Annotated in this window: 24 protein-coding genes; 17 read left to right on the forward strand and 7 right to left on the reverse strand. The window is 43.2% G+C overall.

Going from position 1 to position 22,869, the window contains the following annotated elements; translation table 11 throughout:
- The first annotated feature begins 23 nt into the window (after nucleotides 1-23).
- The 8 genes from QM738_RS07890 to QM738_RS07925 all read left to right on the forward strand — a co-directional run bounded on the left by QM738_RS07890 (nucleotide 24) and on the right by QM738_RS07925 (nucleotide 6,540).
- Nucleotides 24-659, forward strand: a complete 636-nt coding sequence (locus QM738_RS07890) for an MgtC/SapB family protein (protein WP_462276141.1) — start codon at nucleotides 24-26, stop codon at nucleotides 657-659.
- Between the two features lie 100 nt (nucleotides 660-759).
- Nucleotides 760-1,473, forward strand: coding sequence for an SIMPL domain-containing protein (locus tag QM738_RS07895; protein ID WP_462276142.1), 714 nt, complete (start codon nucleotides 760-762; stop codon nucleotides 1,471-1,473).
- 134 nt (nucleotides 1,474-1,607) lie between these two features.
- Nucleotides 1,608-2,897 carry an alpha/beta hydrolase family protein gene (locus tag QM738_RS07900; RefSeq protein WP_462276143.1) on the forward strand — a complete coding sequence of 430 codons (1,290 nt, stop codon included), beginning with the start codon at nucleotides 1,608-1,610 and terminating at the stop codon, nucleotides 2,895-2,897.
- A 1-nt stretch (nucleotide 2,898) separates the two neighbouring features.
- The gene (locus QM738_RS07905; protein ID WP_462276144.1) at nucleotides 2,899-3,879 is read left to right on the forward strand and encodes a pectinesterase family protein; all 981 of its coding nucleotides are present in this window, start codon (nucleotides 2,899-2,901) and stop codon (nucleotides 3,877-3,879) included.
- Between the two features lie 42 nt (nucleotides 3,880-3,921).
- Nucleotides 3,922-4,698: an enoyl-CoA hydratase-related protein gene (locus tag QM738_RS07910; protein WP_462276145.1), complete on the forward strand. Its 777-nt coding sequence runs from the start codon at nucleotides 3,922-3,924 to the stop codon at nucleotides 4,696-4,698.
- A gap of 22 nt (nucleotides 4,699-4,720) precedes the next feature.
- Nucleotides 4,721-5,134 (forward strand): hydroxyphenylacetyl-CoA thioesterase PaaI, encoded by a 414-nt coding sequence (paaI, locus tag QM738_RS07915; protein WP_462276146.1) that lies wholly within the window; start codon nucleotides 4,721-4,723, stop codon nucleotides 5,132-5,134.
- Nucleotides 5,135-5,209: 75 nt separating this feature from the next.
- On the forward strand, nucleotides 5,210-5,917 hold the full coding sequence (locus tag QM738_RS07920; protein WP_462276147.1) for a hypothetical protein: 708 nt from the start codon (nucleotides 5,210-5,212) through the stop codon (nucleotides 5,915-5,917).
- Nucleotides 5,918-5,949: 32 nt separating this feature from the next.
- Entirely contained in the window at nucleotides 5,950-6,540 is a 591-nt protein-coding gene (locus tag QM738_RS07925) for an acyltransferase (RefSeq protein ID WP_462276148.1), read from the forward strand.
- Between the two features lie 50 nt (nucleotides 6,541-6,590).
- On the opposite strand, the gene QM738_RS07930 is transcribed toward QM738_RS07925, so the two are convergent.
- Nucleotides 6,591-6,935: a DUF6970 domain-containing protein gene (locus QM738_RS07930; protein WP_462276149.1), complete on the reverse strand. Its 345-nt coding sequence runs from the start codon at nucleotides 6,933-6,935 to the stop codon at nucleotides 6,591-6,593.
- 105 nt (nucleotides 6,936-7,040) lie between these two features.
- Here QM738_RS07930 and obgE point away from each other — a divergent pair, with 105 nt between their 5' ends.
- From obgE to QM738_RS07960, 6 genes are all read left to right on the forward strand, one after another.
- Complete coding sequence (gene obgE, locus QM738_RS07935) at nucleotides 7,041-8,042, forward strand: GTPase ObgE (protein ID WP_462276150.1); 1,002 nt, start codon at nucleotides 7,041-7,043, stop codon at nucleotides 8,040-8,042.
- 71 nt (nucleotides 8,043-8,113) lie between these two features.
- On the forward strand, nucleotides 8,114-8,938 hold the full coding sequence (locus tag QM738_RS07940; RefSeq protein ID WP_462276151.1) for a hypothetical protein: 825 nt from the start codon (nucleotides 8,114-8,116) through the stop codon (nucleotides 8,936-8,938).
- A 92-nt stretch (nucleotides 8,939-9,030) separates the two neighbouring features.
- The gene (locus QM738_RS07945) at nucleotides 9,031-9,963 is read left to right on the forward strand and encodes a CPBP family intramembrane glutamic endopeptidase (protein WP_462276152.1); all 933 of its coding nucleotides are present in this window, start codon (nucleotides 9,031-9,033) and stop codon (nucleotides 9,961-9,963) included.
- Nucleotides 9,964-10,179: 216 nt separating this feature from the next.
- A complete protein-coding gene (locus tag QM738_RS07950; protein WP_462276153.1) occupies nucleotides 10,180-10,713 on the forward strand; it encodes a hypothetical protein in 534 nt (177 codons plus the stop codon).
- Between the two features lie 100 nt (nucleotides 10,714-10,813).
- Nucleotides 10,814-11,863 carry a 3-oxoacyl-ACP synthase III family protein gene (locus QM738_RS07955; protein ID WP_462276154.1) on the forward strand — a complete coding sequence of 350 codons (1,050 nt, stop codon included), beginning with the start codon at nucleotides 10,814-10,816 and terminating at the stop codon, nucleotides 11,861-11,863.
- 43 nt (nucleotides 11,864-11,906) lie between these two features.
- On the forward strand, nucleotides 11,907-12,809 hold the full coding sequence (locus tag QM738_RS07960; RefSeq protein ID WP_462276155.1) for a diacylglycerol/lipid kinase family protein: 903 nt from the start codon (nucleotides 11,907-11,909) through the stop codon (nucleotides 12,807-12,809).
- Nucleotides 12,810-12,812: 3 nt separating this feature from the next.
- Here the strand turns inward: QM738_RS07960 and QM738_RS07965 are convergent, their stop codons facing one another.
- The 5 genes from QM738_RS07965 to QM738_RS07985 all read right to left on the reverse strand — a co-directional run bounded on the left by QM738_RS07965 (nucleotide 12,813) and on the right by QM738_RS07985 (nucleotide 19,998).
- Nucleotides 12,813-15,035, reverse strand: a complete 2,223-nt coding sequence (locus QM738_RS07965) for a hypothetical protein (RefSeq protein ID WP_462276156.1) — start codon at nucleotides 15,033-15,035, stop codon at nucleotides 12,813-12,815.
- Between the two features lie 97 nt (nucleotides 15,036-15,132).
- Nucleotides 15,133-17,361 (reverse strand): xanthine dehydrogenase family protein molybdopterin-binding subunit, encoded by a 2,229-nt coding sequence (locus QM738_RS07970; protein ID WP_462276157.1) that lies wholly within the window; start codon nucleotides 17,359-17,361, stop codon nucleotides 15,133-15,135.
- Nucleotides 17,362-17,369: 8 nt separating this feature from the next.
- Nucleotides 17,370-18,347 carry an FAD binding domain-containing protein gene (locus tag QM738_RS07975; RefSeq protein ID WP_462276158.1) on the reverse strand — a complete coding sequence of 326 codons (978 nt, stop codon included), beginning with the start codon at nucleotides 18,345-18,347 and terminating at the stop codon, nucleotides 17,370-17,372.
- On the reverse strand, nucleotides 18,344-18,955 hold the full coding sequence (locus QM738_RS07980) for a 2Fe-2S iron-sulfur cluster-binding protein (protein WP_462276159.1): 612 nt from the start codon (nucleotides 18,953-18,955) through the stop codon (nucleotides 18,344-18,346). The genes QM738_RS07975 and QM738_RS07980 overlap by 4 nt, the downstream gene beginning before the upstream one ends.
- 125 nt (nucleotides 18,956-19,080) lie before the next feature.
- Nucleotides 19,081-19,998: a COX15/CtaA family protein gene (locus QM738_RS07985; protein WP_462276160.1), complete on the reverse strand. Its 918-nt coding sequence runs from the start codon at nucleotides 19,996-19,998 to the stop codon at nucleotides 19,081-19,083.
- Nucleotides 19,999-20,082: 84 nt separating this feature from the next.
- Here QM738_RS07985 and QM738_RS07990 point away from each other — a divergent pair, with 84 nt between their 5' ends.
- Complete coding sequence (locus tag QM738_RS07990) at nucleotides 20,083-20,682, forward strand: ribonuclease HII (protein WP_462276161.1); 600 nt, start codon at nucleotides 20,083-20,085, stop codon at nucleotides 20,680-20,682.
- 144 nt (nucleotides 20,683-20,826) lie between these two features.
- Complete coding sequence (locus QM738_RS07995) at nucleotides 20,827-21,168, forward strand: hypothetical protein (RefSeq protein ID WP_462276162.1); 342 nt, start codon at nucleotides 20,827-20,829, stop codon at nucleotides 21,166-21,168.
- 33 nt (nucleotides 21,169-21,201) lie between these two features.
- Here QM738_RS07995 and QM738_RS08000 read toward each other — a convergent pair whose 3' ends face one another.
- Nucleotides 21,202-21,810, reverse strand: coding sequence for an L-threonylcarbamoyladenylate synthase (locus QM738_RS08000; RefSeq protein WP_462276163.1), 609 nt, complete (start codon nucleotides 21,808-21,810; stop codon nucleotides 21,202-21,204).
- A gap of 119 nt (nucleotides 21,811-21,929) precedes the next feature.
- Between QM738_RS08000 and QM738_RS08005 the strand changes: the two genes are divergently transcribed.
- Nucleotides 21,930-22,853: a PfkB family carbohydrate kinase gene (locus QM738_RS08005; RefSeq protein ID WP_462276164.1), complete on the forward strand. Its 924-nt coding sequence runs from the start codon at nucleotides 21,930-21,932 to the stop codon at nucleotides 22,851-22,853.
- The last annotated feature ends 16 nt before the right edge of the window (nucleotides 22,854-22,869 follow it).

Here is a 22,869-nt window from a genome sequence, read left to right on the forward strand (position 1 = left end):
AGGTGATTGCAAAATTTTGTTTTATGGATCTCTCCATCTATTTTGAAGAAGCTGCACAGGTATCTGCAGCCTTTATCATCGGCGCCATCATCGGGCTGGAAAGGGAATTCCGCAGCAAGCCGGCCGGGTTCCGCACCATGATCATTATCTGTGTAGGCTCCTGTTTATACACTATTCTCTCTAAGGAAAGCAACAGCTCCGACAGGATCGCCAGCAATATTGTTACGGGTATTGGTTTTATCGGCGCCGGTGTGATATTTAAAGAAGGTATTTCTGTGAACGGGTTGACGACCGCGGCACTGATATGGGTTACAGCTGCATTGGGCATGGCCATTGGCTTTCATAATTACCCGCTGGCCATTGTGGTAACGGTGATGGTGGTGATAGCATTATTTGTGCTGGAACCGGTACAGCGTTTTATCAATAAATTCCACCGGGTGAAGGATTACCGGATAACACTGGACGGCGTGGGTACCAATTTTAAAACAGAGCTGGATACTTTTTTTGCCCACAACGATATGACATTCCGTTGTATAAAAACCGTAAAAGAAAAAAATGATGCTGTTTACCTCTACCGCATCAGTTCGCCCGATAAGAATTACGATGCTGTAAATCTCTTTTTACTGAAACATAAGGAAGTAAAAAGCTTTGAAGTGTAAAAATTTTCTGTACAGCTGCTTCACCAAGTCATACCTGCATTTCGTCAAGTAGCACAGTTATGATCTTTTTTCAAAAATAGTTTTGAGAAAAATTATAACAATGAAAAAATTAACTGTATTAACAGCAGCCCTGCTGTTGTGTATGCTTGCAAAGCCCCAAAGTACTATCGACACCAGGAAATATATTGAAGTAACCGGCAGTGCCGAAATGCAGGTACAGCCTGATGAAATTGAACTGGAAGTTGTGATACAGGAATATGACCGCGCCGGTAAAAAAGTACGGCTGGATGATGTGAATGATGGCTTTGTAAAAGTGTTGCAAAAGAACAAAGTGAATACCGATTCTTTAAAATTTATTGACCTGCAGAATCACGATTGGTATTGGTTGTACTGGTGGGAGCACCGCGGTGATTATTATCAAACCAAGACCATTACTATTAAACTGCAGAAGTCGACCAACATTATCAACCTGGTGGAAGAACTGAACGAAAAATGGGTGCAGAGTATACGTATCTCAAAATCGGAAAATTCAAAGATCACGGAGTATCGTAAACAGGTAAAAACAGAAGCAGCCAAAGCGGCTAAAGCAAAAGCTACTTACCTGCTCGAAAGTCTTGGTGAAGAACTGGGTGGCGTATTATCCATTGAAGAAGTACCCGAGGCAAACAATGATTACAATTATTGGTACAGGCCCGTAAATCTTGTAAGCAATTCCAATGTATCAATGCCGGGCGGTTATGCAGAAAACGGCATTAAGAATGTAACCGCTATCAAACTAAGGTACGAGGTAAAAATAAAATTTGCGATCCAATAAAGAATGAAGTTGTTCTACAAATTTATTGCTGGTATTTTTTACGCAATCGTTTCCGGTAAATTATAAATGGGATACAGTTAGTTATTGTAAATTTAATGCAGGCAGCAACGATTGCCGGTATTACACTTTACGATATGAAAAAAACAGCGCTTGCATCCGCCTTTCTTTTTGCCTGCACTATTTGCACCGCACAAAAAGAAAATTTGCCAAAAACATCGGCCGGTTTTCCTGTTAATTATGAAGAAGATTCTGTGGGCACTTATACATTGCCTGCATTACTTACTCTGCAGAACGGGCAGCCGGTTACCACGGCCAAAATATGGAAGGAAAAAAGGCGCCCGGAATTATTACAACTTTTTGAAACCATACAATATGGTAAAATGCCCGGCAAACCTGCCGAGCTGCATTTTGATGTATTCGATAAAGGCACACCTGCCTTTAATGGTAAAGCCACCCGCAAACAGGTAACGGTTTATTTTACCAGCGATACTGCGCAGTATAAAATGAACATACTGATCTATATCCCTGCCAATGCCGCAAAACCGGTGCCCTTGCTGCTGAATGTTTCTTTTGCAGCCAACAACCAGCTTACGGACGATCCCGGTGTAAAGATCGGGTACACGTGGACGAAAGAAGGCAAAAAAATGCTGGCCGATCAGCCTTCCCGTTTTCCTAAAATGAATATAGAGCAATTCATGGATGCAGGTATCGGCTTTGCAACCATTAATTACGTGGATATAGAACCCGATTTTAAAGGCGGCATTAAATATGGTATCAGGGGGCATTATCTTAAACCGGGGCAAACGGTACCTGCTGCAGACGAATGGGGCGCCATCTCTGCCTGGGCCTGGGGCTTAAGCCGTGCGATGGATTATTTTGAAACAGACAAACAGGTAGATGCAAAGCGTATTGCATTGCAGGGCGCATCCCGCCTGGGCAAAACGGTGTTGTGGGCAGGTGTGCACGACGGCCGGTTTAAAATGGTCATCGCCAGTATTTCCGGTGAAGGTGGCGCCGCTATTGCAAGGCGCAATTACGGAGAAACTATTCAGCACATAACCGACACCTCCCGCTACAACTACCAGTTTGCTGCCAATTACCATACTTATGCCGATAAAGTGAATACACTCCCCTTTGATGCACACATGCTGGTGGCATTGATGGCACCCAGGCCATTACTGTTGCAAACCGGCGATACAGATTATTGGTCGGACCCCAAAGGAGAATTTCTTTCTGCGCAGGCAGCTGCACCCGCTTATCAATTGTTTGGATTAAAAGGCCCCGATGCAACAGCAACCATGCCTGCTGCCAATGATCAATCATTCTTGATGAACCCATTGGGCTACTACATGCACGCAGGGCCACATACCGTATTGCCCGAAGACTGGAAACTGTTTATCACTTACATGAAAAAATATTTATAAGATGAAAGGATTGAGTTTAGTGATCGCATGTATCTTTTTTTATTGTACAGGAGCAAAATGTCAGCAACCTAAAGCAGACTTTATTGTAGCAAAAGATGGCCGTGGTAATTTTACAACCATACAGGAAGCTATCAATGCAGTTCCGGATTTCAGGAAAAAACAAACGGTGATATTTATAAAAAACGGAGTGTATAAAGAAAAACTGGTGCTGGCAGAATCGAAGAACCTGGTATGTTTTATTGGGGAGAGCGTGGAGAATACCATCATCACGTATGATGATTACAGCCAGAAGAAAAATATTTTTGGAGAAGAGAAAGGTACATCCGGTTCCTCCGGTTTTTATATTTACGGGCATTCCTTTTCAGCAGAAAATATCACGTTCTCCAACACCGCTGGGCCGGTAGGGCAGGCCGTAGCTGTATTTGTAGCGGGCGACCTGGCTAAATTTAAAAACTGTAAATTTCTCGGCTTCCAGGATACGCTGTATACTTATGGTATGAACAGCAGGCAATATTACAATCACTGTTATATAGAAGGTACGGTTGATTTTATCTTTGGCTGGTCAACAGCAGTATTTGACAGCTGTACCATTTTTGGAAAAACAGCCGGTTATTACACAGCAGCTTCCACCGCCGAAGGGAAAAAATTCGGCTATGTTTTTTTACACTGCAATATTACCGGCAGCGCACCGGACAGTTCTTTTTACCTCGGCAGGCCCTGGCGTCCTTTTGCAAAAGTAGTTTACATACAATGCAATTTGGATAAACAGGTAAAAGCCGATGGATGGAACAACTGGGGCAATGTACAGAATGAAAAAACCGCATATTACGCAGAATATAAAAACTATGGTGTGGGTGCTGTTGCAAACCGTGTACCCTGGAGCCACCAGTTAACGGATGAAGAAGCAAAAGAATATACCGTTAAAAATATTTTAGCCGGCTGGGACCCGCTTTCAAATACCTATCCTGAAACAAAACGCTGACGAATAGCAGGCTCTATTTATCTTCGCTTATAAATTTATTTTATGAGCGCTATACTATTTGAAATAAAGAACAGCATTGCTTACATCACTTTAAACCGCCCCGAAAAATTCAATTCATTTAACCGTGATATGGCGCTGAGCTTACAGGCCCGCCTGGATGAATGTGCTAGCGTGCCCGATATACGTTGCGTATACATCACCGGTGCCGGCAAAGCATTTTGCGCCGGGCAGGATATCAGTGAGCTGGTAGGCGAAAATAAAATGGAACTGAAACAGATCCTATCCGAACATTATAATCCCATTGTAAAACGCATCCGCAATTTGCCCAAGCCGGTGGTTGCTGCAATAAATGGTGTAGCTGCCGGCGCTGGCGCCAATATTGCATTGTGTTGCGATGTGGTGGTGGCTGCAGCATCCTCTTCCTTTATACAGGCATTCAGTAAAATTGGTTTGATACCGGATAGCGGCGGCACATTTACACTACCCCGTTTGATAGGCTGGCAAAAAGCAAGTGCATTGATGATGACAGGTGATAAAGTAAGCGCCACCGAAGCTGAACGCATGGGCATGCTGTATAAAGTTTTTGCCGATGCTGCTTTTGAAACAGAGAGTAAAAAGATCGCTGCGACACTGGCGCAAATGCCCACCAAGGGACTGGCCTATACCAAGCACGCTTTAAACAATGCATTTGGCAACAGTTGGGAAGAACAACTGCTGCTGGAAGATGAGTACCAGCAAAAAGCTGCATTGACTTTTGATTATACAGAAGGCATCAATTCTTTTTTAGAAAAAAGAGCGCCGCAATTCAAAGGCGAATAGATCATACCATAAAATCACCGCAATGAATACAACACCCGCTGCAGTAGTATCACACATGATGGAGCAGGACCTCTTCAGCCAATGGCTGGGCATTGAAGTACTGGAAGTAAATGAAGGATACAGTAAAATAAAGATGACGGTACGCAAGGAAATGATCAATGGTTTTGGCATTGTGCACGGCGGTGTGGCTTTTTCGCTCGGCGACAGCGCTTTTGCATTTGCCTGCAATAACCGCAATGTATTATCCGTGGCATTGGATACTTCCATCAATTTTATAAAACCCGTTCATGTAGGCGATGTACTCACCGCCGAAGCAAAGGAATTGCATAATGGCCGCTCCACTGGCTTATATCATATCAGTATTACCAATCAGAAAGATCATGTGGTAGCAATGTTCAAAGGCACCTGTTACCGAACGGGTAAACCACTGGTTTAAATAAACCCCTTGCATTTGATGAACAGAAGCTTTATTTTTCGCATAATAATATTGCTCAAAATAAAACCCCTGTTTATGAAAAAGATATCTTACTGGGCAGGCGCCAATATTATACCTGCAAGGATCCTCATTGTTTTACTGAAAATTATATTGCTGGCACTGGCCTACTATACCGGTATTGCTTTATACCGTTTACAGGTACTGTTACCGGCAGGCACTGTTTATTGCATTGCATTAAGTTTGCTGGTAACAGCCATTGTATTTTATCCTTCCAAACAAAAAAGACGCTCATCAACACGGCTGGCGTATATCAAACAAAAAACCTGCGATTTTATTTTACCGGTCTGCTCATTCGTGGTGATTGCCACCATGGTGAATAATGGCGATAACAGTGCGCTCTACTCCACATCGCAGGGAAGCGCTATTATAAAGAGAACAGCAGCGCTGGAGATACTTGCCTCCGGCAAAACAAAAGACGCCTTATCAAAAAAAGAGAAAAAAGTTTTAAAAAAGGAATTTGTAAAACAGTTAAAAATGTTTGCAGCAGCAAAGGTAAAAGGCGATAAAAAAGCTGGTGATGATGCATGGAAGATCATGCTTGCCATTGTTGCTGCATTGGGTGTAGCCTACCTGTTGGGCGCTTTGGTTTGCAGCCTTTCCTGCAGTGGCTCAGATACTGCTGCTATCATTGTGGCTTTATTGGGCACGGTGGGATTGATATGGGGGCTGGTGGTACTGATAAAACATATAAAACGTGGCCCTAAAACAACTAAAGCTGGCTAAAGCATGTATTTTTACAGGGCATTGATTGTATTATGATCTACCAGTTCAAAGAATTTATTCCTGTAATACACGAATCATCATTTATTCATCCGCAGGCGGCCGTTACAGGCAATGTCATTATCGGTAAGGATTGTTATATCGGCCCCGGTGCCGCATTGCGGGGCGATTGGGGGCAGATCATACTGGAAGATGGCTGTAATGTGCAAGAGCATTGCACAGTTCATATGTTCCCCGGTGTAACAGTGCTGTTAAAAGAAGGCGCACATATCGGTCATGGCGCGGTGGTGCACGGCGCCACCATTGGTAAGAATTGCCTGGTGGGCATCAATGCGGTGATAATGGACAACGTAGTGCTGGGCGATGAATGTATTGTAGGCGCATTGAGTTTTATTAAAGCAGATACCCTATTTGAAGCCAGGAGTTTGATCGTAGGCAATCCTGCAAAAAAAATAAAAGAGGTAAGTGATGCAATGATGAGCTGGAAAACGGAAGGCACCCAACTGTACCAGCAACTGCCTAAAGAGATGATGGAATATTTTAAACCCTGCGAGCCATTGAGGGAAATACCTGCAAACCTTGCTGTGCAATCAGCAGTTTATAAAACCTGGAACGAAACCAAGTAGGAGATAGTCTGACGCTCACATGGTCTGACGCCCCGTCTGACCATGTTGTCCTACTTCTGCGCCTGCCAGATGATCCTTTCCTTCTTTTTCGTTTCTGTAAAATCAGGCAATTTACCATCACCCTTACCGGTAAAGCCACCATCCGGATGCCCCATTAAATTACCCTTGGCATCATACAATTCATTAAAGAAATCACAGCAGGGCATGGTCACATAATACACTTTCTTGCCTTTGTATTCGTATTCAATCACATTTTGTGGCTGTTCGTGCTTTTCTTTCTTTTTATACACTTCAATTTTATCTAAAATACATTTAGGCACCGACTGCGTAGGTTTCTTTTTTTGAAAAGAACAACAAACAGCGATAATGGCCAAAAGAAAGAAAAGTTTTTTCATGCTCAGTTTTATTAAAGTGTTGCAAATGTAGTACCAAAACTAATTTCATATTATCATACGCCGATCACAAATAATCTTTAAATTTTACAGACCTTTGCAGCACAAATGGAAAAATCAAATTTTGTAGACCAGATACGGGTTTTCTGCCGCAGTGGCCATGGTGGCGCCGGCAGTAAACATTTTATGCGTAATAAGCTTACGGCAATGGGCGGCCCCGATGGCGGCGATGGCGGCCGCGGCGCTCATATTATTTTAAAAGGCAACAGCCAGTTGTGGACCTTACTGCATTTACGTTATTTTAAAAACGTACTGGCCGAAAATGGGGAGAATGGTAGTAAGAATAACAGTACCGGCAGGTTCGGCAAGGATATCATTATTGAAGTGCCGCTGGGAACCATTGCAAAAGATGAAGAAAGCGGTAAAGTAGTAGCAGAGATACTGGAAGACGGCCAGGAAATAATCATGCTGAAAGGCGGCCGTGGCGGATTGGGCAACAGCAATTTTAAAACCGCCACCAACCAGGCGCCCGATTATGCGCAACCGGGAGAACCCGGCGAAGAAGGCTGGAAGATATTGGAACTGAAAGTGCTGGCCGATGTGGGATTGGTGGGTTTTCCCAATGCCGGCAAATCTACTTTGCTCAGCAGCGTTACCGCGGCCAAGCCAAAAATTGCGGATTATGCTTTTACCACATTGGTACCTCAACTGGGCATGGTGGAATACCGCGATGGCAAAAGCTTTTGCATAGCCGATCTGCCCGGTATCATTGAAGGCGCTGCCGAAGGAAAAGGATTGGGTCATCGTTTTTTACGACATATTGAACGCAACTCTATTTTGCTGTTCCTGATACCGGCCGATAGTAAAGACCATAAAAAAGAGTTCGACATACTGCATAAAGAACTGGAAGAATACAATCCTGAAATGCTGCAAAAGGATTTTGTGATAGCAGTAAGCAAAAGCGATATGCTGGACGATGAATTAAAAGCGGCCATCAAAAAAGAATTGCCCAAAAATATCCCGCATGTATTTATTTCATCGGTAACCATGCAGGGCCTGCAGGAGCTGAAAGACCTGTTATGGAAAACGCTGAATACACCGCAATCGTAAAAAGGTAAAATACCCAATATACGGTATTGCTGCTTTTTCACTTTATTCGTTTCTTGTACAAAAATTCTACAATGAAGAGATATCTTTTGTTATTTACGGTTGCCCTTGCATGTACGGTGGCAACCTCAGCCCAAACTACCCGTGCCCTTAAAAAAGTAATGGAACTTAAAATGCCTAAAACAGCAGATGACGATAAGCCCGGTACAAGGGGGGCAAGTGTGGCATGGCATCCTATACAAAAAAAATACTATGCTGTAATGGCCGGCAATGCCGAATACCCGCTGGCGGTATTTAATGCATTGGGTAAAAGAATATCCGGCGATGATGCAGAAGCGATGATGGATACCCGTGGCATCTGGTATAATGCAGACACCAAAAAAATATGCGGTAATGCCTATTCCGAATTCGGCTGGTTCAGTTACACACTGGATGCAAAAGGATTACCAACCGATCATAAAGTTGATTTTGAAGGCATGTATCAACCCGATGCACAATCCGTAGGTACTTATCTTGCTGCAAAGAAAAAAGTGATGTTCCTGAAAGGATCTCAATTGTGGTTTTATAATGCAGGTGCAGCATTGGATGCAACCAAAACGGCGATACACTGGGGCCTTACCTCCAAAGATGGTATTGCAGAGGATGAAGATGTGGAAGAAGCGCCGCAGGGTTATAATTATACATCTGTAATTTCCAGCAATGTGCCGGGCGCAGAAGCAGGTGTACTGAATATTGTAGACAAACAGGTGGAATTGTATAATATCAAAACCGGCTTTTTGGCACAAAAATTAACACTGCCCGAAGATGCACCGACAGAGGGTTCTTTCAATTTTGCATTTGCAAATGGCATTTACTGGTTGTTTGATATGGAGAACCGGGTATGGTACGGCTATAAATAAAATTCATTTCTTTATATTTCATAAGGCCCCTGCATTGCGGGGGCTTTTGTTTTATATATCATTTTGCGGCTATCTTTATAAAAACAAACTATTTGTCTTCGGTTTTTAAATATATCAAAGAGTACTATCTTAAGGAATTTAACCCGTATTATTTTTTATTGATCGTGTTGCTGATGGGCACGATCATCTATTTGAATTACTCGCATTTTTCACTGGAGCGGCGGTATGCAGCAGCCGGTAAAACAAAGTGGAGTAATTTTGCAGGGTATTACTTACTGTATTTTATTCCCTTTGCGGCAGCGTTTTTTTTACAATTATTTTTCTATAAAGACTGCAGTTATTATAAGAACCACTGGTTCTGGATCATCTTATTACTGGCGCCTGCTTTTTTTTCTTTTCGTGTAAACTTCGACTGGCACGAAGCGGCGCTCGGAAAAATATGGAACGGCTTTGAATTGAAATACTGGAGAACCTGTATCAACTGGGTGGTAAAGGTTTTTGTATTGCTCATCCCCGTATATATTACCTGGTGGATAAAAGATAGCAGCGATCAGCCATTTTATGGTACCAGGCCGCTGGAAGATGTGAAACCATATATTACCATGGTGCTCATCATGCTGCCATTACTGGCGCTGGCCAGTACACAAAAAGATTTTTTAAACATGTACCCCAAGGCAAAAGTGCTGGCACAACTGCAGATGAGCCATCAGCCATGGCGCTACATCGTGTACGAGTTATGTTATGGTTTTGATTTTATCAGCATCGAATTTTTCTTTCGCGGATTTTTAATTTTGTCGCTGCTGAAGATCTGCGGACAGCATTGTATAATTCCCATGGCCTGCTTTTACTGCGCTATTCACCTGGGCAAGCCGGCGGGAGAAGCCATCAGCAGCTTTTGGGGAGGACTTTTACTGGGTATTGTAAGTTATAATACGGGCAGCATCTGGGGCGGATTGATCGTACACCTTGGTATTGCATGGCTCATGGAAATGGGTGGCTGGCTGGGCGCTTTGTTTAAAAAATGATGAACTCTTAAAGATTTTGCGCAGCAACCGGGCAGGCTTTACAGGCATGTACAGCGTGTATTGTAAACGGAAAAGATCGGTTTTCTGTCCACAACAAAGCAACTTTACCAATAGAAAAAGCCTCTTTGCTTTAGCTGCCTGCGAAAAAACTTGCGCATCTTTGGGTGCTTTTACGCTTGCAGGTACGGCAACAGAACCTTATTTTTACATTACTGGATGAAAACAATTTTCACCATATCGGTCTTGTTCTTATTAAGTACCCTCCTCTGCTCCTGTCCCTACAGTTCTCCTTACCAGTTAGACGAAACACCGAATATTTATGTAGAAGAAGACCTGCTGGGTAGTTGGGCCACCTTTGTAAAAAAACCGGTTAGCGGCAGGGAAGAAACCGTTAAACTCATTCTTTCCAAAAAAACAGATACCGAGTACAATATTGTTTTTACCGGCAACATAGAAGAATTGAAACCATTTAAACTCATCAAGCAGGATTCTATCAGCGGCACCGCATTCATGAGTACCGTTGCAGGGCGCCAGTTTTTAAATATCTCCGTAAAAGGATTGAACTACATTGCTGAATTAAAATTTAAAGATGGCAATCTTTCCCTGTTACCATTGGTAGAACATTTTACCGGTAAAATGATCCAGAATAATTCCGAACTAAGGAACAGTGTGGAGTTTCATTACAAAACCCGTGTACATGCCCTCTACGATGATGATTTCTGTTTAAAAGACATGGTTAAAATAAACTGACACTAAACCTTAACTACCCTTAACTTCTTAATGGTTAACTCTTCTTAATGTTTCACTTCTTCTCCCAATTTTGTAAATTGCCCTACTAAACAACGATTGTATGGCACTAAGTAAAATTGCCGGTATAGGTTATTACGTTCCCGAAAACGTATATACCAACCAGGATCTCACAAAATTTATGGAAACCAGTGATGAATGGATACAGGAACGCACCGGTATACAGGAACGCCGCTATGCCCACCGCACGGGAGAGACTACTACTACAATGGCCGTAAAAGCTGCTACTATTGCCATCGAAAGAGCAGGCATAACTGCACAGGATATTGATTTTATTGTGTTTGCCACACTAAGCCCCGATTATTATTTCCCCGGTTGTGGTGTGTTGTTGCAACGAGCCATGAAGATGAAAGAGATCGGCGCACTGGATGTAAGGAATCAATGCAGCGGATTCGTGTATGCATTATCGGTAGCAGACCAGTTCATAAAGACCGGGATGTACAAAAATATATTAGTGATAGGGAGCGAAAAGCATTCTTTCGGGCTGGACTTCAGCACAAGGGGAAGAAATATTTCCGTGATATTTGGTGATGGCGCAGGCGCTGTGGTACTGCAGCCAACAAATAAAGAGGGACAGGGCATTTTAAGTACACATTTGCACAGCGATGGAGAGAGTGCAGAAATACTGGCCATGTACAATCCCGGTACACATGCCAACCACTGGATGGAAAATAAACTGGCCGATTTTGATGAAGCTGAAATGGGAGAAATGTTCATGAGTCATAACATGATCGATAAGGCGCAGAATTTTCCCAATATGGATGGACCGGCCGTATTTAAAAAAGCCGTGGTAAAATTTCCGGAAGTCATCATGGAAGCGCTTGCAGCCAATGATCTTAAGCCATCAGATATTGGCGTGCTGATACCGCACCAGGCCAATCTGCGCATAGCACAATTTGTACAGCAAAAATTACAATTAAGAGACGACCAGGTGTTCAATAATATTCAGAAATACGGCAACACTACGGCAGCATCAGTACCCATTGCATTGTGCGAGGCATGGGAGGCAGGAAAAATAAAAGAAGGCGACCTGGTATGCCTGGCTGCATTCGGCAGTGGCTTTACCTGGGCCAGTGCATTGCTGCGCTGGTAAAAATGATGGTTAAATGTAAACGCTTTCCCTGAACTTTGCAGCCATGCAGCGAAGATTCATTTACTTTATCAATCCTATTTCGGGTACAAAGGGCAAGGAAGCCCTGTTATCGACCATAAAAAAAACCACTACAGAAAAAAATATTCCATTCGAGATACTGCATACCAATGCAGCAGGTGATTATACTTACCTGCATCAAAAAATTGCGGATGAAAACATCACCGATATCATTATCTGCGGAGGCGATGGTACGGTGAATCAAATAGCCTGTGCGCTTACAGGCAGCAATGTGAACATAGGCATAATACCCATGGGCAGCGGCAACGGGCTGGCCTTTGCAGCAAAGATCCCCAAGCAGGCGGATAAAGCGCTGGACGTGATCTTTAACGGTAACGCAGTCGCCATCGATAGTTTTTACATCAATAAAAAATTCAGCTGCATGCTCTGCGGTATCGGCTTTGATGCACAGGTGGCGCATGATTTTGCCAAACAAAAAAAACGCGGACTGGCAACTTATGTAAAACAATCCACCAAAAACTTCATGAAAGCGGATGCGTATCCCTTTACAATTGCCGTGAACGACGACACTATCAGTACAGAAGCATTTTTTATCAGCATCGCCAACAGCAACCAGTTTGGTAATAATTTCACCATTGCCCCACGGGCCAGCTTATACGATGGGTTGCTCGATATAGTGATCGTGAACAAAATGAGTAAACTCCGCATGTTGTGGAATGTAATGAAGCAGATTAGAAAAGGAGAAGTGCGGCCTTATGAAGATAAAAAATACCAGCGCACAGATATAGGATATTTTCAAACAGAGAAATTGATAATAAAGAACCCCAAAAAAGCTCCCCTGCATATTGATGGCGATCCCGCCGAAACTGCAAAAGAATTCGAGATAGGGGTCATAAAAAAAGCTTTCCGTTTATTAATGCCGCAATGATATTTACTGCAACAGCTTTAATATATGCTTTACAGATTGCTGGTTATAACTATTATAAAAAGAAGCGATGATATCTCTTTTTTCCCTTGCAGTTAAATGAAAATTGAGCGCCGCACCCTGTTCTTCTTTTTCGGGTACATACATAAAAGTAATGCGGTGCAGCACAGAGTCCAGTCCATCATGTATATAGCTGTACTGGTCTGTTTCAGCATAATCCTGCAGTTTGTACCAGTTATGCTGCAGCATGGTGGCAGGTTTTATCAGCACATCAGTAATGTCGCCACTTTCAAAAGGTTGTTGCCAGTTATCTTTCATGCGGTCGCGTAACTGCAGGATGATAACGCCGCCTGTATTCTGTTGTATCCAGTCTTTAAAATTTTCTATAAAACGCAGCGAGGTCTCCTGCCCGAAATTATCTTTTAAACCGGCATCCATCACATCAATTACTGGATTGGTGGGTAACCAGACATTCGGCAATACATAAGGAAAAGTGGCATTCATCCTTAAAATGGTCAGCAGGCGGGTATTACCGGGATCTTGCTTTTCAAAAAATGCGCTGTAATCAACCGCATCGGGGCTTGCTGTAGTATCATTCGCATACAGCAACGGCTTCATCATAAAGCTCAATGGCTGTGTGCTGATCATCATCTTTCTGCCGTCCCTGGAAATGGTGTTGTTGAAAATGATCATGGGCACCCTGGCGGCTTTTTCATCGGCTGCCATATCTTTTAAATGTACATCCAGTAAGCCAAAAGTATTTTCATTCAGTTTTTGCTCAAAAGCATAACCACGGTCCTTTACATATTTATAATCGCCAACCGAAAATTTTTGTGCCGGCGCAAAAATATCCCTCGCTATCATGGAAGAGAATACCGGGTTTAAAAGATCCTGCGCAATATTATTGGTAAGATTACTGTGATGCAGGTTCAGTTTAGTGGTATCTGCCAGGTTACTGCGGTATAGCTCACGGTAATACGTAGCCGCTAACATGCCACCGCTGGCGCCACTGATGAGCATGGTATGTTTCATTAATTGCCCATTGGTGATACTATCCAGCTGCTGCAAAGTATTCATTACAAAAGTGCCGCTGCGCAGGCCACCGCCACTTACATTGATGAACACCATTACCGGCTTTTCGCTGTTTTGTTTCTTTTTCCAGTTATTCAATATCTGCAGCATATTAGCCCTGTCGGCATCAACCTGTGCAGGCCTGCACAGCTGCAGTAAAGATTGTTTGCTGTAAGCAGGTCTTTCAGATTGATTCGTATAATTCAATCCGTATGCTTTATTCCTCGGATCGATGATATCATGCGTATATAAAAGATTTACGCCAAATATCAGCACAATGATAAAAGGCAGGCTCCAGCTTTGCAGGAAATAAGTAAGGGCACCGATCACAGCCGTCATCACCGCAAAAAAAACAAAAATGCTGGCTGCTGCGGGTACCTGGAATACTTTATCATCAAGAAAAAAACCGATCACGGTTAAAAAAATAAAAGCCAGTACAATGCTGATGATGGCAGAGAAGTGATGCCGCTTGAAGATCATGTCTAAAAAATCCTGGCTGTAATGCGATACGTTCCGGGCCTTTACCAAACGGAAACGGGTGGTAAAAAAATAACTCACCTTCATGCCATAGCCATCCGGCTGTGCCTTTACCGCAGGATTATAGCTTTGTTTAAAACGTTGCGGATCGCTGATAACAGGCGCCACGCTGCGGATGATCGTTTTTTCAGCACCAAAAAAATAAACAAAGGATATGAACAGCAATAAAATAAACCCACCAATAATGCCGCCCATTACGATCAATATCTCGGTACCCGTCATTAATTCTTTATGCTCGTTGAACGGTACCAGCCGTACAAAATAAAAGATGATGAAGATGATCGGCAGAATGGCGTTGTTGATGCAGTATTTTAAAAAAGGCTTGGCTGCTGTGGCTAAAAATTTACAGCGCTTACTATGCAGTATAAACGTAGTTACATTCCAGCTCATCATAAAAACGCCCATAGCAATACCGGTAATAGCGGCGCCCACTGCATTTACATTGCCTAAATATTCAGGAGCAAAAAACAGCGCATCGGCGCCAAAGGTTTTCATAAAACCACTGTTGATAGTGCTGGCCAATACATACCAGAATACGAGCAACACCTGGTACTTTCTAAAGTGAAGGATGAATAACTGTATAGGAAAGGAATAAAAAATATCTTTTAACAACTGTTTCATAATTGCGGCTGTTATTTAAAAATACTGCAAAAAACGGCAGCAGGTAAAACAGCTTTCTTATTTTATAGTAACGGTAAGCGTAAATGATTATTATAAATTATATCAGCTTATCGGGTGTAACAGGCAACTGTCTTATCCTTTTACCGGTGGCATTAAACACCGCATTGGCAATGGCCGCTGCCGAACCGATCAAACCCACTTCTCCCAAACCTTTTGAACCCATGGCATTTAAATAAGGATCGGGTTTATTTACAAACAGCACATCTATTTCCGGTACATCGGCATTAACGGGTATATGGTAACCTGCAAAATCATTACCCAGTATTCTTCCGTAACGATGATCCACCTGTTGTTCTTCCATCAATGCCATACCAATGCCCCACACCACAGCACCCTTTATCTGGCTGGCAGCCGTTTTTTCACTCACAATTTTTCCGGCATCCACACAGCTTACAAAACGTTTTACACGAACCACACCGGTATAAGCATGCACATGCACTTCTGCAAAATGCACCGCGTAAGAGTTGAAAGAATATTTTTTTGTTTCTTCACCGCTTGCCGAAGACTTGGTGATATCAATATCTTTAAGCCCTTTATTGTGCAGCAGCTGTGTATAGCTTACCGAAGCAGCAGGATTTGCAGCCAATGCAATGCTGCCATCTTTAAAAATCACATCGGCAGCTTTTGCATCTTTAAAATTGTTGTCTGTTTCATTTGCAACCTGCAATAATTTTTCTTTAATAGCAGAGCACACATCATTCACCGCAGAACCAACCGAAGCCACCGTAAAACTGCCACCCTGCGCCGGCGAATCCGGGAAAGAAGAATTGCCCAACTCGAATTTTATTTTTTCTTTCGGCACACCCAATACATTATTTGCAATAGCAACCATCGCGGTGCCTGTACCGGGGCCCATATCGCTGGTGGCACTTTGTAATAACAGGTTGCCATTGATATCCAGCCTGCCTCTTGCAGTTGCTTTTAAACGCCAGGCGCCCCAGGTGCCCACGCCCATTCCATGGCCCACCCACCAGTCGCCCAAGCGTGTTGAACGCGGTGTTGCCTTCCTGTTGGCCCAGCCAAATTTTGCAGCAGCAGTATCATAGCAATCCTTTAAAAAGTTACTGGACCATGGCAATCCACTGTCCAGGTCTTTTTCAGCAAAATTTTTCAAACGTAATTCCAGTGGATCCATTTTTAATGCATAGGCAAGCTCATCCATGGCCGACTCCAACGCAAATGAACCTGTGGCTTCGCCGGGTGCCCGCATCCATATCGGTGTTGCAAAATTCAATGGAACAGTCTTATACCTTGTATGCAGGTTTTGAAAATTGTACAGCACTTTGGTAATGCCCGTACTATTCTCATTAAAATTTTCGTAGGTGGAAGTATTGGTGATCGATTCATGTACAGCACCGGTAATAGTACCATCAGCATTGGCGCCAAGAGCCACTCTTTGCCATGCGTGCGGCCGGTAGCCTACCATGGTAAACATTTGCGGCCTGCTTACCACTACTTTAACCGGACGGTTTAATTTTTTTGCTGCAATGATGGCTGCAAAACTATGTGGCCAGCTGCGCAATCCACTTCCAAAACCACCGCCTACAAATTCAGCCTGTACCAATACATTTTCTTTTTTAAGCCCGAACATATTGGCAATTGTACCCTGCACATCTTTTACCGCATGGTTCTTATCATAAACGGTAAGTTTATCATCTGCCGTCCATACTGCAATCGTAGCGTGCATTTCCATCGGGCTGTGCACTTCTGCCGGCTGGCTGTATTCGGCTTCTATTTTTACGGTTGCATTGTTCCACGCATCCTTGTCGCCCCTTATTTTATCATCACCGAATTTATTATTTTTTTCGGCGGCAGCTTTTGCTAAAAAATCAGTTTCGGCAGGCGCTTCTGTATAGGTAACTTTTACCAGCCCGGCTGCATATTGCGCCTGTTCAAAGTGATCGGCCACTACTAACGCTATCGGTTGTCCGCTGGAAAATATTTCATTGCTGTAAAATATCCTTAAACCGGCACCGGCATCTTTTGCTTTTTTTGCATCGCTGAATTTTTCCAGCGGTATATTATTCTGGTGCGAAATGATGTCGATCACACCGGGCGCCTTTTTTGCTGCCGTAATATCGATCGATTGAATGCTGCCTTTTGCAATGGTACTGCCTACCAATACACCATAAACAAGATTGTCAACAATATATTCCGCAGCATATTTTGCAGTGCCGGTTACTTTTTGTTTACCATCCACCCTGTCATCAGGTGGTGTGAGCAATTTATTATCATCAAAAAATCCCATTGTAAATGATTTATCCATGAATAATTTTATACCAGCGCATTTTTCAATGCCAGTTCAATACCATTCTGCAGCAGCTTTACTTTAAAGCCGTTGTGCTGCAAAGGTTTTGCATCCTTTACCGCAATGGCAGCTGCCTGTTTGAATACGGACTCTTCTGCCTGTTTACCAGCCAAAAATTGCTCCGCTTCGTACAGGCGCCAGGGTTTGTGTGCCACACCACCTGCTGCCAGCCGGGCGGCTTTTATCTTTCCATCCTCTATATGCAAAGCTGCCGCCACCGATACCAATGCAAAAGCATACGAAGCCCGGTCCCTTATTTTTAAATAATGAAAATGCGTATTGAAATTATTTTTTGATACCGTCACTTTGGTGATGATGCTGCCTTTTGCAAGATTATTATCCCTATCAGGTGTGGTACCCGGCAAGCGGTGAAAATCTTTAAAAGGAATGGCTGTTTCTTTACCATCCGTTTGCACCAATACGGTTGCATCCAGTGCAGCCAATGCAATACAAAGATCGCTGGGATGCACCGCCACACAATTTTCCGAAGCGCCGAATATAGCAGACATGCGGTTCAACCCGTTCTTTGCACCACAACCCGTACCCGGTTTTCTTTTATTGCAGGGCATTGCGGTATCATAAAAATAGGGGCACCTGGTGCGCTGCAGCATATTGCCACCCACAGTCGCCATATTGCGTATCTGCGGCGAAGCACCCGCCAGCAAGGCTTTTGAAATCAATGGATAATCTTTTACAATATCCACCTGCTCCGCCACCACGCTGTTGATCGCCAGGGCACCAATGCTGATACCATTGTTGTTAGTTGTAATTTCTTTTAGAGCCACCTGGTTGATATCAATAAGACTGGCAGGTGTTGCGATCTCTTTCTTCATCAGGTCGAGCAGGTTGGTGCCGCCTGCAATGAACTGCGAAGCGCTATTTGCTTTATAAGCGGATTGCGCAGTCTTGATATCCGCCGGTCTTGAAAATTGGAAGGTCTTCATTTTGCAATTTCTTTTATAGCGTTAGCAATACCGTTATATGCGCCGCAGCGGCAAAGATTACCGCTCATGAATTCCCTTATCTCTTCTTCATTTTTAGTATGCCCTTCATTTACACATCCTATTGCCGACATGATCTGCCCCGGTGTACAATAGCCACATTGAAATCCGTCACACTTAATAAAAGCCTTTTGCATAGGATGCAGTTCATCGCCATTGGCAAGCCCCTCAATGGTGGTGATCTTATTGCCCTGCTGCATTACTGCCAGTGTAAGACATGAATTTATCCTGTGCCCGTTCACATGCACCGTGCAGGCGCCACATTGCCCGTGGTCGCAGCCTTTTTTGGTGCCGGTCATATGCAGTTCCTCTCTTAAAAGATCCAGCAATGTAGTGCGTGGATCAACCGCAAGATTTTTTTGCACACCATTGATCTCCATCGAAACCGGTATCTGCTCCAGTTGGTAAGCATATTTTTCATCCAGCCTGTTTTTTGCGGCGCTATCAACAGCAGCAGGAATAACCGCTACAGCCGTTAATGCGGCGGAACGTTTTAAAAAACTGCGCCGGGAATTACCCAACTGCAATTCTTTTTCATCATTATGGATCATAAAACAAAATTGTGGGATTGATAGCAAAGCTGCGTTATCAAATATACTGATTTACGAGAGTAAATAAAAGATTAAAGCCTTTAATAAAACACCTTAATTGTCTTAATTTCTTAATAGCTAAAAAATTAAGCCGCAGGCTTGATCTGCAACAACAGGTTAAAAGTTTGCGTAATGGCAAATGATGCCAACAAAAGATGTAAAGGCTGCGCCACCGCAGGCATATTGGCATACACCAACACAATGCCCACGATCATGCTCATTACAATAATAGAAGTAAGGATGAAGACGTTCTTTTTTATCGCCGCCATATTCCTGCAATGCCATGCAAGGAATATAGCTGTTAGCAGCACCAGCCACGAAAAACTGCGGTGTATCAAAAATGCTACGGGACTATCCGCCAGCCATGTCTCTCTCTGTTCGTAATGTAATATTTTAGAAACATCATCCACGTACATGCGCACCATTGTGCCTAAAGCGCTTTGGCAAAACAGCAGCAGCAAAAAAATGAAGATCAGGTTCCTTGTTCTGCGGTCAATAGTAACAGCAGCTAATTTTGATCGCAGCGAAAGTAATAAAGCCAATTGCAATTGTACCAATGCAATGGCAAATAAAAGATGTACCGAAATACTCAGGTGTGCAAGGTTTAGCTTCACCACGATGGCGCCAAACAAACCAGTGAGTATAACCGTAAGCAAAAAAGCCCACGCAAGTCTGTAAGCTTTTCGCAGCTCTTCTCTTTTTTTAAATAACAGTAATACCTGTATAATACCAAATACACCCAGTAAAGTGCCCAGTAAGCGGTTGAAATATTCTATCCAGGTATGTAAGGCGTTAAAGCTGTGATCGATATCCTGTTTGTGCAGGTATTTTTCAAAATCGGGTGGCAGTTCGCTGGCATTGGTGGGTGGTATCCACCTGCCAAAACATTTAGGCCAGTCGGGGCAACCCATACCGCTTTGCGTGGTGCGTACCACGCCGCCTGCAATAATTACAAGAAAGCAAAGGATGAAAGTGGCAAATGCCCAGTTTTTGATCGACCGCATAAAGATGCCGCAAATTTACAGCAGCAATATTGTTATCCACCAAACAAACCAATATTTATTCTTTTATAAGATATTTGTGACCACATGCTGTTATCACACTATCAAACACAATACACCGAAGCGGGCCTGGACGAGGCAGGCCGTGGTTGCTATGCCGGTCCTGTATTTGCAGCAGCAGTGATATTACCGGCAGATTTTTTTCATCCCCTGCTGAACGATAGTAAACAGCTGAAAGAAAAACAACGCGACGAATTAAGACCTGTTATAGAAAAAGAAAGTATTGCATTTGCAGTAGCATCGGTGGATAATAACGAGATCGATAAAATAAATATCCTGCAGGCCAGTTATAAAGCCATGCATCTTTCGCTGGATCAGTTACAAACTATTCCCGAATTATTATTGGTAGATGGCAACCGTTTTAAAAAATACGGTTCCATACCGCATCACTGCATCATTAAAGGTGACGGTAAATATGCATCTATCGCCGCTGCCAGCATACTGGCAAAGACCTACCGCGATGAATTTATGCAAAAGGCCCACCAGCAATACCCGCAATACGGCTGGAACAAGAATAAAGGTTATGGCACAGCCCAACACCGCAAAGCCATCGAAACTTACGGCTTATGCGATTATCACCGCAAAAGTTTTAATATCCTTCCTGCGCAGATCAGCATATTTGAGTAGTGCCGAACACTAAAGGCTTTGATCACACGTTATTATACTGTTCCAAAAAAATAAAAACGGTGCATTTAAACCCGGAAGACCATTCCCGGTCTATGTATTTACAACGGATTTATTCACCTTTTACAACATTTAAAACCAAACAGTATGAAATCAACAGTATTAGCCGCAGCAGTTTTGCTATTGAGTGTGGCTTACACCAATGCCGATGCCCAAACAGTTAGACAAAAAGGAAGAAACCAACGCCACCGTATTGCACAAGGTGTAAAAAGCGGTGAGTTGACAAAAGCAGAAACAGTGAACCTTGCAAAAGACCAGAAAGAAATTCACCAGGAAGTAAAAGATGCAAAAGCAGATGGTGTGGTGACCAAAGAAGAAAGAAAAGATATTAAGCAGGATCAAAGGCAGGAAAGCCGTAAGATCTTATCGCAAAAAACACAACAGGAGAGACAGGAATTAATACAAGTGCTCAAAATAATTAAGATTTAAGATTCAATCCTGCCATTTTTATGGCGGGATTTTTTATGCCTCCCATTCGCCCAGGCCCTGTCGGGTGATCTGCCAGTTATCGGTGGTGCAATCGATGATGGTGGAAGGTATCATGCCACCGATGCCGCCATCGATCACAAAATCCACCAGGTGGCCGAATTTTTCGTACATCACTTCGGGGTCGGTATATTCTTCCACCATTTCGCCGGGCAAAGATGCACTCAAAAGCGGGTTGCCCAGGGCCTCTAAAATATGATGACAGATATTATTATCGGGTACCCTCAGGCCCACGGTACTTTTTTTACTCTGTAAAATTTTGGGCACCTGTTTGCTGGCGGGCAGAATAAATGTATAAGGGCCGGGCAGGTAGTTCTTCAGCATCCTGTACAGCGGGGTGTCAATGCTTTTGGTATAGTCGCTTAAATGGCTCAGGTCCTTGCAGATAAAGCTCAGCTGCGCTTTTTGAGGATCGATATTTTTTATTTTGCTGATGCGTTCCACTGCTTTGTGCTGCATGATATCGCAGCCCAGCCCATAAATGGTATCGGTGGGGTAGATGATGATGCCACCGTCCTTCAACGCTTCCACCACCTGTTTTATCAGCCTGGGTTGCGGATCTTCGGGATGTATTTGTATAAGCATGGCCCTTAATAATAATGTATAAAATTACCACCAATCGTCTTATATTAATCTATTACTTTTGCACTTAAAATAATTTTACCCACATCACATTGTACAAAAAAACATCTAACATTTAATTTATGGCAGTTATTACCGTAGGCACCATGGCTTTTGATGCTATTGAAACTCCTTTTGGCAAAACCGATAAGATCATTGGCGGATCGGCAACGTATGTAGCCTATGCTGCAAGTAATTTTGTTACTCCGGTTCAGCAGATATCCATTGTAGGATACGATTTTCCGCAGGAAGAAATGGACGAAATGAAAAAACGCGGCATACAGCTGGATGGTGTAGAGATAGTGCCTGATAAAAAATCATTTTTCTGGAGTGGTAAATACCATATTGATATGAACACCCGTGATACACTGGTGACCGACCTGAATGTACTGGCCGATTTTAATCCCATCGTTCCGGACGCATTCCAGGGTGCAGAATTTTTAATGCTGGGCAACCTGATGCCCAAGCTGCAGCTGAGCGTGATCAACCAGTTAAAAGTGCGTCCTAAACTGATCGTGATGGATACCATGAATTTCTGGATGGACATTGCTATGGACGACCTGAAAGAAGTATTGAAAAAAGTGGATGTATTGCTGGTAAATGATGGCGAAGCAAGGCAGCTGAGCGGCGAATTATCTCTGGTGAAAGCAGCCCGTGAAATAATGAAGATGGGACCTAAATTCCTGATCATAAAAAAAGGTGAACACGGGGCTTTATTGTTTCATGAGAATCATGTTTTCTTTGCACCTGCATTACCGCTGGAAGAAGTATTTGACCCCACTGGTGCAGGTGATACTTTTGCCGGAGGTTTTATCGGCCACCTGGCAAAAACAAAGGACATCAGTTTTGAGAACATGAAAACGGCCATTATCATCGGCAGCGCCATGGCGAGCTTTTGCGTGGAAAAATTTGGACCGGAAAGATTAAAGGAGATCACCAAAGAAGATATCGACAACCGCCTCAGCGAATTTGTACAGTTGGTGAATTTTGATATTGACCTGGTATAACCGGATTTATTTAGAC

Origin of the sequence: Ferruginibacter sp. (genome assembly GCF_049840995.1) — a bacterium.
Taxonomy (GTDB): Bacteria; Bacteroidota; Bacteroidia; order Chitinophagales; family Chitinophagaceae; genus Ferruginibacter.

Bases quoted from the DNA above. Each gene is read 5' to 3' on its own strand.
- QM738_RS07955 (WP_462276154.1), top strand. From the start codon at position 10,814: ATGGCACTAAGTAAAATTGCCGGTATAGGTTATTACGTTCCCGAAAAC.
- QM738_RS07990 (WP_462276161.1), top strand. From the start codon at position 20,083: ATGCTGTTATCACACTATCAAACACAATACACCGAAGCGGGCCTGGAC.
- QM738_RS07965 (WP_462276156.1), bottom strand. From the start codon at position 15,035: ATGAAACAGTTGTTAAAAGATATTTTTTATTCCTTTCCTATACAGTTA.
- QM738_RS07920 (WP_462276147.1), top strand. From the start codon at position 5,210: ATGAAAAAGATATCTTACTGGGCAGGCGCCAATATTATACCTGCAAGG.
- paaI (WP_462276146.1), top strand. From the start codon at position 4,721: ATGAATACAACACCCGCTGCAGTAGTATCACACATGATGGAGCAGGAC.
- QM738_RS07900 (WP_462276143.1), top strand. From the start codon at position 1,608: ATGAAAAAAACAGCGCTTGCATCCGCCTTTCTTTTTGCCTGCACTATT.
- QM738_RS07890 (WP_462276141.1), top strand. From the start codon at position 24: ATGGATCTCTCCATCTATTTTGAAGAAGCTGCACAGGTATCTGCAGCC.
- QM738_RS07975 (WP_462276158.1), bottom strand. From the start codon at position 18,347: ATGAAGACCTTCCAATTTTCAAGACCGGCGGATATCAAGACTGCGCAA.
- QM738_RS07940 (WP_462276151.1), top strand. From the start codon at position 8,114: ATGAAGAGATATCTTTTGTTATTTACGGTTGCCCTTGCATGTACGGTG.
- QM738_RS07995 (WP_462276162.1), top strand. From the start codon at position 20,827: ATGAAATCAACAGTATTAGCCGCAGCAGTTTTGCTATTGAGTGTGGCT.
- obgE (WP_462276150.1), top strand. From the start codon at position 7,041: ATGGAAAAATCAAATTTTGTAGACCAGATACGGGTTTTCTGCCGCAGT.
- QM738_RS07985 (WP_462276160.1), bottom strand. From the start codon at position 19,998: ATGCGGTCGATCAAAAACTGGGCATTTGCCACTTTCATCCTTTGCTTT.
- QM738_RS07950 (WP_462276153.1), top strand. From the start codon at position 10,180: ATGAAAACAATTTTCACCATATCGGTCTTGTTCTTATTAAGTACCCTC.
- QM738_RS07970 (WP_462276157.1), bottom strand. From the start codon at position 17,361: ATGGATAAATCATTTACAATGGGATTTTTTGATGATAATAAATTGCTC.
- QM738_RS07905 (WP_462276144.1), top strand. From the start codon at position 2,899: ATGAAAGGATTGAGTTTAGTGATCGCATGTATCTTTTTTTATTGTACA.
- QM738_RS08005 (WP_462276164.1), top strand. From the start codon at position 21,930: ATGGCAGTTATTACCGTAGGCACCATGGCTTTTGATGCTATTGAAACT.
- QM738_RS07910 (WP_462276145.1), top strand. From the start codon at position 3,922: ATGAGCGCTATACTATTTGAAATAAAGAACAGCATTGCTTACATCACT.
- QM738_RS07960 (WP_462276155.1), top strand. From the start codon at position 11,907: ATGCAGCGAAGATTCATTTACTTTATCAATCCTATTTCGGGTACAAAG.
- QM738_RS07895 (WP_462276142.1), top strand. From the start codon at position 760: ATGAAAAAATTAACTGTATTAACAGCAGCCCTGCTGTTGTGTATGCTT.
- QM738_RS07930 (WP_462276149.1), bottom strand. From the start codon at position 6,935: ATGAAAAAACTTTTCTTTCTTTTGGCCATTATCGCTGTTTGTTGTTCT.
- QM738_RS08000 (WP_462276163.1), bottom strand. From the start codon at position 21,810: ATGCTTATACAAATACATCCCGAAGATCCGCAACCCAGGCTGATAAAA.
- QM738_RS07925 (WP_462276148.1), top strand. From the start codon at position 5,950: ATGATCTACCAGTTCAAAGAATTTATTCCTGTAATACACGAATCATCA.
- QM738_RS07980 (WP_462276159.1), bottom strand. From the start codon at position 18,955: ATGATCCATAATGATGAAAAAGAATTGCAGTTGGGTAATTCCCGGCGC.